Below are 14,398 nucleotides of genomic sequence, written 5' to 3'. Positions count from 1 at the left end.
GAGCGTGGTGGGCGTGCCGAACAACCTGCCCAAGCCGACCACCGAGCCGGTGTTTCAAGGCGGCGAGATCGACCCCGGCGCGGTCGGCCCGACCTTCAAGGTGGTGGTGGAACCCAACCCCGTCCTCTTACCCGATGACAGGTTGACCGTTCACTGGGAGGGCCGACCTGGTGCCAGTACGTCCATTACCAACCAGCCATTTCCAAGCTCGGGCAACCTGGAAGTCACGTTGGCCAGTGATCCTTACATCGCTGGCAATAGCAATGGCTACGTAGAGGTTTGGTACGAGGCCACCCGCAACAGCCAGCCGGTGGGGAGCTCGCAGCGGCTGCAGCTGCATGTCGGGGCGGCGGCGGAACGGCCTTGGCCGCTGCCCAAGCTGGTGGATGCGTCAGGAAGCCAGGTCAACCCCTGGTCACCGGTCAGGCCGGGCACTCAGTTCGACAGCAACACGGCAACCATCGTGGTGACAGACAACCGCATCGTGTCCGGAGATACGGTGGGTGTGGTGTGGGCACTGCCCGACGGCACTCGGCCCGTTGTGCCTTGGCAAAACGCCGGGGCGTCCGGCGAAGCGCGCCTGCCGGTGCCCCCGCAGGTAATGGCGCAAAGCCTTGGTCAAACCGTTACGCTGGCATATGCCGTGTTTCGTGGGCCGCAGCAGACAGTGGTGGGTACTTCGACCGCCGACCTGCAGATCGGGCAACTGCCAGCATCGGCACTGAGCGAGTTATTCATCGTGGAAGCGGCTAATGGTGGGGCGGGGCCGGAGTTTGATGTCAGTGGGTTGACTGGGAATGCGACTGTTAGGGTCGGACGCTGGCCCCTCATTGCAGCCGGTCAAACGGCATGGTTGACCCTTGCAGGTACCAAGCAGGATGGTACTGCGTACAGCAAATCGCTGATGACAGGTGGTGCGACGGATGCGGATTGGGTCAGTCAGGGGTTCAAGACATTCAGCATCCTTAATGATGAGTTGAAAGGTCTTAAAAACGAGAGTCCGCTTACTGTTACGTTGAAGGTATCACTCGGCATGGGCTCGACCGAGAATCTTGCCACTATGTTCACCGTCAGGACCTATACAATCAAAGCTATTACGTTTGTTCGCCCAACTATTGCTTTCGTAGTGGATTCAACCGGAAATATTGCCAGTGGAGGCACGACATATGATTCTGAAGTCACAGTCGCAGGTGCCGCGAATCCAAATCAAGAGATACAGCTTATGTCTGGAGGAGACATCTTAGGTCGGGTCGATGCGAATATCAGTGGGACTTGGACTGTGCGGGTAAGCAACTTGGCAGTCAGAACCCATAGATTAGTGGCAAGAGAGCTAAATGGGAGTGGTTTATCATCTATTGAAAGAGTGTTGATCCGAGCAGCAGGGCTGAGCATTGATACCTCGGTTATGGTTTTGGATGGTACACACGCTCATTTGGAATATCATCCCTCTTGGGTTGCAACAGGTAGCTATGCCGCGAACGTCGCGGTCACGCGCAGAGCCACCGGTGGGAGCGGGGCTATCAGCTATCGATCGTCTAACACGAGCATAGCTACCGTTGATGGTAGTGGAAGGGTTATCAGTCAACGTAACGGTACCTCGACGATCACAGCATCTGATAGCGCGGGGCATGAGGTAAGCTACTCAGTCAGATGCACGAATAACTTTTTGCTGGTATACACCTCAGAACTGTTTGACTATCAGCAAAATCTGAATTGGCTAAGGCAGGATAGTAGAAACCATCCAGTCGATAACCTGACCGTGACTGGCGCTGCTGTTTTACATGCGATAGGAGTTCAGTTCAGGGATCAGGCAAGCCCGGGCGTGCAGAAACACCATACAGGTACACGCTACCCCTCACAGGCATCTACCAATCTTATCGTACGCGATGCCAATATTGGGCTAGCTCTACTGGGTCCAGTCGGCCTGGGTACTCAAGCTCATGGTCTATGCTTCCGAGCAAGATAGTTTTCGTGTCGACAAATAATTTTTTGGGTGTAAAGTGCTGGGAGCGGTGATGCCCGTTTTACTTAGTATGGGAAGGCGGCGGGATCCGTAGTTGGTGGAGGCGGGGGTGTGGTTGATAAGCAAACTTCGGCTAGTCCATGGGAGGGGCGGGAATTAGGGTGGGGTTAAGTGGTCGCTTATTTCTCTATAAGCTCCGCTTTTTGCAGCCCTGCCGTCCGCTATGGTCGCTCGCGCATGTACCCTGTTCAAATGGCTAGGCGCTTGGCTTTAACTATTCTGAGCCTGCCTCGAGCTCTTCGTGATTGTCCTTCCCCAGCCCTATACCTCGACCACGAGCTCATTACAGTTGCCTCACGCTGTTCGGCAAAGCCCGCTCGTACTTAGCCAAAGCGCTACAATTTTTTTTGTGCAATACATTAGGTAGCCTTGCCCAGTCGCTGCCAAATCAGCGGCCGGGTTTAGTAGCCTGAACAAATTTCCAGGCGCCAAAGCGCCATAACTTCCCGAAGTGCGTTTTTTTACGTTTGCCGGTATGTGTTATGGCGGCTGTGCGCAGGGCACCTTGTGTGCGCTGGGTTCCTGGAATCCCGGTCTACTAACCTGTGTCACAGCCGCCACCTTTCGTTTAGTAGCGACATCTGGCGGCTCCATCATTCCAAGAGCTCCACCATGGTCAAGCCGACCCCCGATCCCCCCGTCGTTCCACTCCCGCCCGATCAGCCTCTGTTTCATTACCCAAGCGTCTCCGAACATGTCGATGGCCACACCGTGGCTACTCGTTGCAACGTGCAGATGCCGGCACCGCCGAAGCTTTGGTGGCGGCCGTTCGGGCAACGGGGCTGACGGTTGTACCGCGCGAGCGGGACGGCCGCTCGTGCTTCCCATTGATGTTGAAAAGGAAATTGACCATGGTGGAAATCATTCAAACCTGCAATGTGCCGGTAGGGGCGTGCGGGTCGGATAAACCGGCGTTGTTCAGTGTGAATGCCGGTATTGCGCTGGAGGAGGCACTGGCGCACCTCGGGGTGTTACTGGAGTGCGCTCAGCTGACGGCGAATGAGTTGTGGGATGCGCCGGATCGGAGTTTGCTGGGCGTGACGTTGCATTGCATCGAGCAGGCGCAGGCGGTGGTGGCTTCGTTGCGGGTGCCGCAGGATTGATTCAAGGTTCTGTGGGAGATTTGTCTGGAATGTGTGTGGGCAGGGACGGCCTCTTCGCGGGCAGAGCCCGCTCCCACAGGGGACGTGGGCTGGCTGGGTGCGGCTTGACAGCGCCGTAGGCTGCCAGCCTTGCCCCGGTGTTGGCCGGTGGGCAATTACGCTATAATCCCCGCCTTTCGCCGCCCGTCGCCCCAGAGGCCTGCGGGCGCATCTACCCGTTCAAAGAGGCTAGACCCTTGGCATTGACGATTCTTGGCCTGTCCGGCGCCCTTAGCCATGACCCTTCCGCGGCCCTGTACATCGACGGCAAGCTGATTGCCGCCGCCGAAGAAGAGCGCTTCGTGCGCGACAAACATGCAAAGAACCGCATGCCCTACGAATCGGCCAAGTTCTGCCTGGAACAAGCCGGCATCAAGCCGTCGGACGTCGATGTGGTGGCCATTCCGTTTGCGCCCATCAGCCTGTTCGGCAAGGCGCGCTGGCACTACGCCAAGCGCTACTGGTACGCCCCGGACCGCGCCCGCGGCGCGTTGTTGATGGGAAGCCGCCGCTACAAGCGCTACCGCAACAAGATCGTCTTCTGCCTGGAGCAATTGGGCTTCGACGCCAAGAAAATCAAGATCGAACCGGTCGAGCACCATCTGGCTCACGCCTCCAGCGCCTACCACTGCTCGGGCTTCCAGGAAAAAACCGCGATCCTGGGCATCGACGGCAAGGGTGAGTACGCCACCACGTTCTTCGGCTACGGCGAGAACGGCAAGATCCACAAGATCAAGGAGTTCTTCGACCCGGATTCGCTGGGCGGCCTGTACGGCGCGATCACCGAATTCCTGGGTTTCGAGATGCTCGACGGCGAGTTCAAGGTCATGGGCATGGCGCCCTATGGCGACGCCAGCAAGTACGATTTCTCGCGCCTGGCCTCGTTCGAGAACGGCGAGTTGGTGATCAACACCGACTACGCCAACGTCATCGGCCTGCGCCGCTATAAAGAGAAGGGCAAGGGCTTCTATTTCTCGCCCAAGCTGATCGAGTGGCTGGGCCCGAAACGCGAAGGCGACATCGCCGACGAGCCGTACATCCACTACGCGGCCAGCATGCAGGCGCTGTTCGAGAAGCTCGCCTTGCAGATGATCGACCACTACCTGGGCGATGTGCTCAAGCAGACCGGCAAGCTGGCCTTCGCCGGCGGCTGTGCGCTGAACGTCAAGCTGAACCAGAAGATCATCGCCCGCCCGGACGTGAAAGAGCTGTTCGTGCAGCCCGCTTCCGGCGACGCCGGTACGGCGGTGGGTGCGGCGGCCTATGTGTCCCATGCCCGTGGTGTGCCCGTGGAGAAAATGGAACACGTGTATCTGGGCCCGTCCTACACCAACGAGGACGTGATCGCCGCCTGCGCGCGCCATCCGAACAAGCCCAAGGGCCGCATGCTTGGCAACATGCCCAAGCAGATCGCCCAGATCATGGTCGACGGTAATCCAGTGGCCTGGTTCCAGGGGCGCATGGAGTTCGGCCCACGCGCGTTGGGTGGTCGTTCGATCATTGGTTGCCCGAGCGTGCCGGGCGTGGCCGACCGCATCAACCACCAGATCAAGTTCCGCGAGCGCTGGAGGCCTTTCTGCCCCTCGATGCTCGACACCGTCGCGCCGCAGATGATCAAGATCGACCATCCGGCGCCGTTCATGACGTTCACCTTCGAGGTGGCCGAAGAATGGAAGACCCGTGTGCCGGAAGTGGTCCATGAAGATGGCACCTCGCGCGCCCAGGTGCTCAAGCGCGAATACAACCCGCGTTACTACGACATGATGAAGGCCCTGGAAGAGTTGACCGGTAACGGTGTGTCACTCAACACCTCGCTCAACCGTCGTGGCGAGCCGATGATCTGCTCGCCGACCGATGCGTTGAACATGTTCTATGGCTCGGACCTGCAGTACCTGATCATGGAAGACATTCTGGTGGTCAAAGAGGGCGCCAAAGCCTATGACACGCTCGACTGAGCGTCATGTACTGCAAATCTGCCACGGCTATGACGGGCTGCTTCTCGAAGGCGTCCGTCAATACGCCGGCGTGTTGGTGGGCCGTGGTTATCGGGTCACCACCGTGTTTTTGACCGGCGCAGCCGATGCTCGGGTGGCCGCCGACTGCGAGAGCGGTGAAGTGCTGTTCATGGCCTGCAGCGCCGAGGCCTTGGCGGGTCTGAAGCGCGGTGCCATCGGCGAGCTGCGCAAGATTGCCGCTGCGCGAACATTTGCTTTCTGCATCGCGCATCAGTTCGAGCCTGTCTACGTTGCCCTGTTGGGCACTTCGCTGCGGGTGATTGGTGTGCATCATGCAAGCGGTGCCTATCAGCGCCGTTCGCGCCGGCTGTTTGTGCAGTTGTTCCGCAGACGCCTGGGGCTGCTGGGTGTGTCCGATGTGGTACGCGACGACATTCGCCGCTGCCTGCCTGGCTGGGCATCGGAGCGTATTGCCACGCTCTATACCCGCATGAATACCTTCACCCTGCAGAAGCAGTTGCTGCCGGCGGCCGAAGCCCGCCAGGCCCTGGGCCTTGCGCCCGATGCCTGGATCGTTGGCAACGTGGGCCGTCTGCACTCGGACAAGGACCAGGCCACCTTGCTGCGCGGTTTTGCCCTGGCCTTGGCAAAGCTGCCTGAGCGAGCGCTGCTGGTGATCATCGGCTCCGGAGAGCAGGAGCAGCACCTCAAGGACCTGGCCGTGGAGCTGGGTGTCGCCGAGCGGGTGCGGTTGCTTGGCCAGGTGCCGCAGGCCCGGCTGTATTTCAAGGCGTTCGATGTGTTCGCCTCGAGTTCCCCCAACGAGCCTTCGGGCAGGGTCCTGCTCGAAGCCATGGTCGCCCATGTGCCGCTCCTGGCGGCGGCCTGCGGCAGTGCGCCGGAGATCGTCGAAGGTGCCGGTATCCTGTTCCCGCAAGGTGATGCCGAACGTCTGGCCCAGGGCCTGGAGCACATGGCCACAATGGATCGCTACCAGCGTGCGGAGTACCAAATGCTCATGGCCGAACGCCTGGACGCCCGCTTCTGCGAACGGGCCGTGCGCAGGGCCTTCTGGCAACTGCCGATGGTCACGGCACTGACGGCGCAAACATGATGCTCAATCGATTGCAAAGCGTGCGCGAGCGGGGCTGGCAAACGCTGGATGCAGCCAGCTACGCCCAAGCCTGGACACAGTTCGGCGGCAGTGTGGCCACTCATCCACTGGTGGTCGAGCGCCTGGCCGAGCTGGCCGGCATCCCGGTGCGCTATCTGGGCTGGGAACATGCGGGTGGACTGGTCGCGGCAATACCCACCTGGGGCCGTTACCTGGCGTTGTCCAAGGATGTGCTCAAGCAGCACGGCAAGAAGGGCTTGTACGATCTGGGCAATGCCGAGTTGATCCTGCCGGCAGCCAAGGATGCCCAGGCGCCGCTGCGCCACCATGGCCGTTACCTGTCCGAACTGAACCAGGGGCGTTTCAGCGGCTTGAAGGCGCAGGCCGAAAGCCTGGCCATGGCGCGCACGCCGGAAGACTTGTCGAAGAAGTTTCGCTACAACCAGCGCCGTGAACTGCGGCTGCTGGAAGAAGCGGGCGGGGTGGTGAAGCCTGTCGCCGAGTTCAGCAGCGCCGAGCTGGCGGCGATCTATTGCGATCTGTTCCAGCGGCGCTGGGGTTTTGCCGCAACCGGTGCCGAACGCATGGGCGAGGTCATCGAGTTGCTGCGCGAGCTGATGATCGGGTCTGTGCTGCTGCTGGATGATGCGCCCATCGCCATCCAGTTGGTGTACCGCGTCGAGGCTCCGGAATGGGTCAGTGTGGAGTACATCAATGGTGGTGTGGATCCGCAGTCCCGTGCGTTCAGCCCTGGCAGCGTGCTCAGTTATCTGAATACCCAGAGTGCCTGGGAACAGGCCCGCGCGGTGAACAAGCCGCTGCGTTTCTCGTTCGGCCGGGCCGATCGTGAATACAAGGACCGCTGGTGCAACCCCGTTCCGGTGTTTCAGGCATGAGCCGCAAGCAGGCGTTGCTCGCCCGGCATCGGCGCAATAAGCGGCGTGTGCTGCTGGCTGGGCTGGCGGTGATGCTGCTGGCGGGGGTACTGATCGCCTGGTGGTTGCCGCTGCCCCTGCTGGTGCTGGCCTGGGTAGCCCATGAGGCGTGGTTTGCCGATCATTTGTTCTATTCCCCCGGCGACGATTACGCCTACAGCTTCGACAGCACCGCGGAGCTGGCCGGGGTCAGCCTGAACGGCGACCTGCTGCAGGTCGCGGAGCGTCTGGAAGCGGCGGATACCTTGATTCTGGCCGTGGATGTGAAAGCGTCTTGGCTGGGTCGATTCCTGGATCCGTGCGTGCAACTGCAGGGCGTCGAGCTGGCGGACCGGCAGACGTTCGAGCGCGGTGTCGATGGTTTGCGCTATCTGAACCTGAGCGGCTTTGCTGACGAACTGAACCAGGGCCGCCTGCGGGTGCGTGGGCGTTTCTGTCGGATCGTCGGGGAACCGCGGTTGTGGCGCTTCCAGCATCCGGATTTTACCCAGCAGCGGGTCATGGTCATCGCACCCCATGCCGACGACGCCGAGTTGGCGGCTTATGGTTTGTACAGCCGAGCGGCGAGCAGTTGGATCGTGACCGTGACGGCAGGGGAGATCGAAGCCGAGCACTATCAGGCGATGGGGCTGGCGCCGGCCGAAGCGGCGCGCCTGAAAGGACGGCTACGAGCTTGGGACAGTCTGGCCGTACCGCGCTGGGCTGGGGTGCCGGCCGATCAGTGCGTGCAGTTGGGGTATTTCTGCCTGCAATTGCCGGTCATGCAGGCGGCGCCTGACCAGTCGTGTGGCTCGCGTGAGGCGGACATGACCGATATCCGCCCGTTCCGCCAGCTCAACCCTTTCGCCTTGCCAGCTGACGCCGACGGCGCGCCGACCTGGAACAATCTGGTGGCGGACCTGCGCGAGCTGTTGCAGCGTGCGCAACCGGAGGTGCTGGTGATGCCGCACGCGAGCATCGATCCACACCCCGACCACATCTGCGCCCAGGCGGCGGTGTTGCAGGCGCTGGAAGGGCTGGCACACCCGCCACGCCATCTGCTGGGCTATGCCAATCATTTGCATGACAACGACCGCTGGCCCATGGGCAGTGCAGGCGAGGGCGTGGCCCTGCCGCCGTTCTTCGATGCCCGCGAGCGGCTGGTGCCGTGCAGCCTGCCGGTCAGCACCACGGTGCAGATAGACAAGGCCATGGCCCTGGGCATGATGCACGACCTGCAACCGCCGGCCCCGTTCAAGCGTCGCGTGCGGCGCTGGCTGCAGTGGTTGCTGGCGGGTCGACGTTGGCCGGCCACCGGTGAGAACGAGTTCTTCCGCAAGGCAGTGCGCAGTCATGAGTTGTTCTGGCGCAAGGACTTGTAAGGCGGCGTTGGGGCGTTGAGGAAAGCTGCACGGCGTTCTTGCAGGTACATCGCCTGCGCCGCCGACGCGGCTTGCGCCGCTGCTACAGGGGTTGTGTTGTTGCGGGGACACCGCGGGCGCCGCTGATGCGGGTGGTGCGAATTTCTGGTGGGCACCGCGATCCCCTGTAGCAGCGGTGCAAGCCGCGTCCGGCCATACTGCGTCGGGCCTGGTGTTATTTCAGAACGGCCTTGTTCAGCTCTGCCAACGGGAAGCAGGCGGTCAATCGCTCGCGCTCCAGGTAGCGGGAGAAATGCTCCAGATTGCGCTTGATCAAGCGCCTGGACAAAGGCCCTCGCGTGAAGCTCATGTCGGCCATGTCGATCAAGCCCAACGCCCCTTCGGGCGTGACGATCACATTGCCCAGGTGCAGCGAGCGAAAATACACCCCGCAGCGGTGCAGCTGGCGGATCAGGGCGATCAGTGGCTCAAGGCTCTCCTGCCAGGTGAACTCGGCAGTGTCCATCAACTGGCGCAGATTCCTGCCGGGCAAGGGCTCGTACAGCACGGCCGTCATGCCGGGCTTGTCCAGACGGTAGTGCTGCAGCACCTTCAAGGTCGGCACGCCCAGTTGCTGAAGACGCTGGGCATTGGCGATGAAACGCGCCGAATAAGGACGCAGCAACGCCGAGGAAAACAGGCGTTTGCGACGGAACAGCTTGAGGATGTTCCCGTCCGCGAGCAGGTACACTTTCGCGCCATGGCTGTCGGCCTCCAACACCTTGGCGCCAGCGGTCAGCGTGTCAAAAGCGGCCTGAGGAAGGCGGGTGCATTGCATCGTGATAAAGCCTTGATTGAAGAGGGCGGTTGGCATGATGCCCAAAAGCGGCGGCATGTTCTACCGCCAGGCCCACGGCAGTGCGCACTTCGCGGGCAGAGGGCTCGGCCGCCCGCCCCGCTCCCACAGGGGACTGTGCAGGGAGCCCTTCGCGGGCAGAGGCTGAAACCACAAGGGACTGTGCTGTGGGAGTGGGCTCTGCCCGCGAAAGGCGCGGCGCTGTGTTCCTGCTGCACTGCGATCCCTGATCCGCCCCTGTGATAAAGTTCCCGTTCTACGCCAACAGTGAGTTAGACGATGAGTGATTCACCGCGCCCAGCGGAACAGGATTCAAGCCTGAAAATCTATTTGCGACTGCTCAGCTACGTTCGCCCCTACGTGGGCATGTTTCTGATCAGTATCCTAGGTTTCGTGATCTTCGCTTCCACCCAGCCCATGCTGGCCGGGATCCTGAAGTACTTCGTCGACGGCCTGAGCAATCCCGAAGCGGTGCTGTTTCCCAACGTGCCCTACCTGCGCGACCTGCAACTGCTGCAGGCGGTGCCGATCCTGATCGTGCTGATCGCCGCCTGGCAGGGCCTGGGTTCCTACCTGGGCAACTACTTTCTGGCCAAGGTATCGCTGGGGCTGGTCCACGACCTGCGCGTGGAGCTGTTTAACAAACTGCTGGTGCTGCCCAACCGCTACTTCGACACGCACAACTCCGGCCACTTGATCTCGCGCATCACCTTCAACGTGACCATGGTCACGGGCGCTGCGACCGATGCCATCAAGGTGGTGATCCGCGAAGGCCTGACGGTGGTGTTCCTGTTCATCTACCTGATCTGGATGAACTGGCAACTGACCTTGGTGATGCTTGCCATCCTTCCGCTGATTGCGGTCATGGTCGGCAGCACGAGCAAGAAATTTCGCAAGCAGAGCAAGAAGATTCAGGTCGCCATGGGCGACGTGACCCACGTGGCATCCGAAACCATCCAGGGCTACCGGGTGGTCCGCAGCTTCGGCGGCGAAGGCTACGAGCAGACCCGTTTCGCCAAGGCCAGCCAGGGCAATACCGACAAGCAACTGCGCATGACCAAGACCGGTGCGATCTACACACCGATGCTGCAGCTGGTGATCTACACCGCGATGGCCGTGCTGATGTTCCTGGTGCTGTACATGCGTGGCGACGCCACCGCGGGTGATCTGGTGGCGTATATCACTGCAGCCGGTTTGCTGCCCAAGCCGATACGCCAGCTGTCCGAAGTCAGCTCCACGGTGCAAAAGGGCGTTGCCGGTGCAGAAAGCATCTTCGAGCAATTGGACGTTGCCCCCGAGTTGGACACCGGCACGGTGGAACGCGAGCGCGTCAGTGGCCTGCTGGAAGTGCGCAACCTCAACTTCACCTACCCCGGCACTGATCGGCAGGTGCTCAACGACATCAATTTCACTGCCAAACCAGGGCAGATGATCGCTTTGGTAGGGCGGTCGGGCAGTGGCAAGTCGACTTTGGCCGGGCTGATCCCACGCTTCTATCATCACAACGAAGGCGAAGTGCTGCTCGATGGTGTGGAGATCGCCGATTATCAGTTGCGCAATCTGCGTCGGCACATTGCCTTGGTGACCCAAAGCGTGACGCTGTTCAACGACAGCATCGCCAACAACATCGCCTACGGTGATCTGGCCGACGCGCCGCGCGAGGACGTGGTGGCGGCCGCGGCCGATGCCTATGCCAAGGAGTTCGTCGATCGCCTGCCTGAAGGGTTCGACACGCAGGTCGGCGAGAACGGCGTGCTGTTGTCCGGTGGCCAACGCCAGCGCCTGGCGATCGCTCGGGCGCTGCTCAAGAATGCCCCGGTGCTGATTCTCGACGAAGCGACCTCGGCGCTGGACACCGAGTCGGAGCGGCATATCCAGGCAGCGTTGGACCACGTCATGAAGGGGCGAACCACCTTGGTGATCGCCCACCGCTTGTCGACGATCGAGAAGGCCGACCAGATTCTGGTGATGGACCAGGGCCGCATCGTCGAGCGTGGCACCCACGCCCAGTTGCTCGCGCAGAACGGCTATTACGCCAGACTGCACGCCATGGGCCTGGACGAGCCGGCGAAAACCGACATCACCTGACCCCCTGTTTGTTCTGCGGGGCGGGGCACGGCACGTGGTCTGTGAGAGCGGAACTGTGAGCGCGGAACTGTGGGAGTTGGGCTGTGGGAGCGAGACTGTGGGAGCGGGTCTCTGCCCGCGAAGGCTTCACCGCGACCTGCCTGCCATACCGCGTCGCCTTCTTCGCAGGCAGAGCCCGCTCCCACAGGGGCGGGCCGGGCACGGCATTTGGTCTGTGGGAGCGGGTCTCTGCCCGCGAAGGCTTCACTGCGATCTGCCTGCCCTACCGCGTCGCCTTCTTCGCGGGCAGAGGGCTCGGCCGCCCGCCCCGCTCCCACAGTAAGGGCAGGGGCGGGCCTATCGGGTGCTTGCGTGTTAATATCGCCGCCCTGTTCATTTTGTATGTGGGTTGCCCATGAAGTTATCCATGCCGCGATTCGAATCGGCCCCTGTGCTGGTGGTCGGCGATGTCATGCTCGACCGTTACTGGCATGGCGGTACTTCGCGCATTTCCCCGGAAGCGCCGGTCCCGGTGGTCAAGGTCGAGCAGATCGAAGACCGTCCTGGTGGTGCCGCCAACGTCGCGTTGAACATCGCAGCCTTGGGCGCGCCGGCTTCGCTGGTCGGCGTGACCGGGACCGACGAAGCCGCCGACAGCCTGAGCGACAGCCTCAAGGCCGCTGGGGTCACTGCAGTGTTCCAGCGCATTGCCCACCAGCCGACCATCGTCAAGCTGCGGGTCATGAGCCGCCATCAACAATTGCTGCGCATCGATTTCGAAGAAGCGTTCGCCACCGACCCAGCGGCGCTGGCCGCTGAGGTCGACGCGTTGCTCGACGGCGTCAAGGTGCTGGTCCTGTCGGACTACGGCAAGGGCGCCCTGAGGAATCACCAGGCGCTGATCCAGGCGGCGCGTGCACGCGATATCCCGGTGCTGGCCGACCCCAAGGGCAAGGACTTTTCGATCTATCGCGGTGCCAGCCTGATCACGCCCAACCTCAGTGAATTCGAAACCATCGTCGGCGGCTGTGCCGATGAGGCGGACCTGGTGGCCAAGGGCGCCACGCTGATGCGCGACCTCGAGCTGGGCGCCTTGCTGGTGACCCGCGGCGAGCACGGCATGACCCTGTTGCGCCCCGAGCATCCTGCCTTGCACTTGCCTGCACGAGCCCGTGAAGTCTTCGATGTGACCGGCGCCGGCGATACGGTGATTTCCACGCTGGCGGCGGCCATCGCGGCGGGCGAAGAACTGCCCCATGCCGTGGCGCTGGCCAACCTGGCGGCGGGTATCGTGGTCGGCAAGCTGGGGACCGCGGCGATCAGCGCGCCTGAATTGCGCCGGGCGATCCAGCGCGAAGAAGGTTCGGAGCGTGGCGTGTTGAGCCTGGAGCAGTTGCTGCTGGCGATCGACGATGCGCGGGCGCACAACGAGCGCATCGTGTTTACCAATGGGTGTTTCGATATTCTCCATGCCGGTCATGTGACGTACCTGGAGCAGGCCCGTGCCCAGGGTGATCGTCTGATCGTGGCAGTCAACGATGATGCCTCGGTAAGCCGCTTGAAAGGGCCGGGGCGCCCGATCAACAGCGTCGACCGGCGCATGGCAGTGTTGGCCGGGCTGGGGGCAGTGGACTGGGTGATCAGCTTCGCCGAAGGTACACCGGAGAACCTGCTGACCCATGTGCGTCCGGATGTATTGGTCAAAGGCGGTGATTATTCGGTGGATCAGGTGGTAGGCGCCGACATCGTCAGTGCTTATGGCGGCACGGTGAAAGTGCTGGGCCTGGTGGAAAACAGCTCGACCACCGCCATCGTCGAGAAAATCCGCAGCCGTTGAAGCGTCGGGTTTTACCGCGTTCCCGTAAATGCACCGCGTCCACCGCCGACGCGGCTCGCGCCGCTGCTACAGAGACCGCATCCACCGCCGGCGCAAGCCGCGGTTTCCCAGGCACACCGCACGACGGTAGCCGGTCGGGACAATGGGATTACTTGTGCAGACCGCTGCGCACCTTACGCACCAATACTCGCGCCTTGACCTTGAATTTCTCCAGGCTGGTACGTGGCTTCTTCGGGATGGCGAGGCCTTTTTCCGCCACCCAGTCACGCCACCGCACACGCTCGTCGCGTACCAGCCAGCCATCCTGTGCGGCGAAGCTCTCGGCCAGATAAACGCCCCGTGTGCTGGCAGCGTGCAGCTTGTCCTTCTTCAACGTGTACAGCTCGGCGACCGGCTGCCCGTCCTTCAAAGGAATCAGATACAGGTCAGGCTTGCTGCGGCTCAGGCGGGTGATTAATTCACCCTTTTCCAGCCGCTCCTCGACGTGGAACAGGCTCAGCCCCTTGGCCTGCGGCGGCACTTCCAGACGCAGGTCGTACACCAACTGCAACGAAGCCGTCGGTACGTGCACGTAGGCTCGGGGCCGCTCGATCAGGTTCAGGCTGCCACACTTCACCGGTCGCGCGGCACCGGAGCGGGTGCTCAAGCGAAAGGGCAGCTTCTCCTGATAGCGCAAGACCTGGTCATACGGTGTCGGCAGCCAGGTGTCGTTGAAGCGCCCACCCAGCCAGCCTTCCGACGTCTCCAGCAGGCATTCTTCGGCAATTTCCTGAATGGCCGTGTGCAGCGGCAGGTTCACTTCATGAGCCGGGACATAGCCAGAGATCAGCTTGAGCACCACGTCGCCGCGGTCTTCGCGGCGCTGGCGCACCAGCACCCAGTAGTCGCGGCCACGCCAGTTCAGGGTCAGCCGGACCGACACGCCGAGGTTGGCCAGTTCCACGCGAAAGCGTTCGCTGTCATTCACCTCGACCGGTTTGCGCCGCTCCAGGGTCTGGGCAAAATTCAACGGCATGCCCACGGCTTCATAGCTCAGGGCTTCGGGCGTGGCATCGACGGCAAGGGGCAGGGTCTTGAAATTGCCTGGATTCTTTCGGGTCAGGGTACGCGGCATTACGGCTCCTTCTTG

Annotated in this window: 10 protein-coding genes; 8 read left to right on the top strand and 2 right to left on the bottom strand. The window is 61.9% G+C overall.

Annotated features, from left to right (window positions below; translation table 11 throughout):
- The 6 genes from AC788_RS21775 to AC788_RS20830 all read left to right on the top strand — a co-directional run.
- Window positions 1–1,966 (top strand): hypothetical protein (locus AC788_RS21775; protein ID WP_161804309.1); only part of this gene is annotated, 1,966 nt, incomplete at its 5' end.
- Between the two features lie 779 nt (window positions 1,967–2,745).
- The gene (locus AC788_RS20850) at window positions 2,746–3,126 is read left to right on the top strand and encodes a DUF3077 domain-containing protein (protein ID WP_152965781.1); all 381 of its coding nucleotides are present in this window, start codon (window positions 2,746–2,748) and stop codon (window positions 3,124–3,126) included.
- Window positions 3,127–3,362: 236 nt separating this feature from the next.
- Window positions 3,363–5,120, top strand: a complete 1,758-nt coding sequence (locus AC788_RS20845; RefSeq protein WP_049862463.1) for a carbamoyltransferase family protein — start codon at window positions 3,363–3,365, stop codon at window positions 5,118–5,120.
- A complete protein-coding gene (locus tag AC788_RS20840) occupies window positions 5,104–6,234 on the top strand; it encodes a glycosyltransferase (RefSeq protein WP_049862462.1) in 1,131 nt (376 codons plus the stop codon). Before AC788_RS20845 ends, AC788_RS20840 begins: the two co-directional genes overlap by 17 nt.
- Window positions 6,234–7,130 (top strand): antimicrobial resistance protein Mig-14, encoded by an 897-nt coding sequence (locus tag AC788_RS20835; protein WP_049862468.1) that lies wholly within the window; start codon window positions 6,234–6,236, stop codon window positions 7,128–7,130. Before AC788_RS20840 ends, AC788_RS20835 begins: the two co-directional genes overlap by 1 nt.
- Complete coding sequence (locus AC788_RS20830) at window positions 7,127–8,530, top strand: PIG-L deacetylase family protein (RefSeq protein WP_049862461.1); 1,404 nt, start codon at window positions 7,127–7,129, stop codon at window positions 8,528–8,530. The genes AC788_RS20835 and AC788_RS20830 overlap by 4 nt, the downstream gene beginning before the upstream one ends.
- Before the next feature lie 214 nt (window positions 8,531–8,744).
- On the opposite strand, the gene AC788_RS20825 is transcribed toward AC788_RS20830, so the two are convergent.
- Window positions 8,745–9,347 (bottom strand): lipopolysaccharide kinase InaA family protein, encoded by a 603-nt coding sequence (locus AC788_RS20825; RefSeq protein ID WP_049862467.1) that lies wholly within the window; start codon window positions 9,345–9,347, stop codon window positions 8,745–8,747.
- Window positions 9,348–9,644: 297 nt separating this feature from the next.
- On the opposite strand from AC788_RS20825, the gene msbA reads away from it, so the two are divergent.
- Window positions 9,645–11,453, top strand: a complete 1,809-nt coding sequence (msbA, locus tag AC788_RS20820; RefSeq protein WP_049862460.1) for a lipid A export permease/ATP-binding protein MsbA — start codon at window positions 9,645–9,647, stop codon at window positions 11,451–11,453.
- A 394-nt stretch (window positions 11,454–11,847) separates the two neighbouring features.
- Window positions 11,848–13,269 carry a bifunctional D-glycero-beta-D-manno-heptose-7-phosphate kinase/D-glycero-beta-D-manno-heptose 1-phosphate adenylyltransferase HldE gene (gene hldE / locus AC788_RS20815; RefSeq protein ID WP_049862459.1) on the top strand — a complete coding sequence of 474 codons (1,422 nt, stop codon included), beginning with the start codon at window positions 11,848–11,850 and terminating at the stop codon, window positions 13,267–13,269.
- Between the two features lie 148 nt (window positions 13,270–13,417).
- On the opposite strand, the gene AC788_RS20810 is transcribed toward hldE, so the two are convergent.
- Window positions 13,418–14,383 carry a hypothetical protein gene (locus tag AC788_RS20810; RefSeq protein WP_049862458.1) on the bottom strand — a complete coding sequence of 322 codons (966 nt, stop codon included), beginning with the start codon at window positions 14,381–14,383 and terminating at the stop codon, window positions 13,418–13,420.
- Between the last annotated feature and the right edge of the window lie 15 nt (window positions 14,384–14,398).

The organism is Pseudomonas sp. RIT-PI-a, assembly GCF_001187875.1.
GTDB lineage: Bacteria > Pseudomonadota > Gammaproteobacteria > Pseudomonadales > Pseudomonadaceae > Aquipseudomonas > Aquipseudomonas coleopterorum.
The sequence above is the reverse complement of the archived record's forward strand: the minus strand, read 5'-3'. Positions and strand labels throughout refer to the sequence as shown.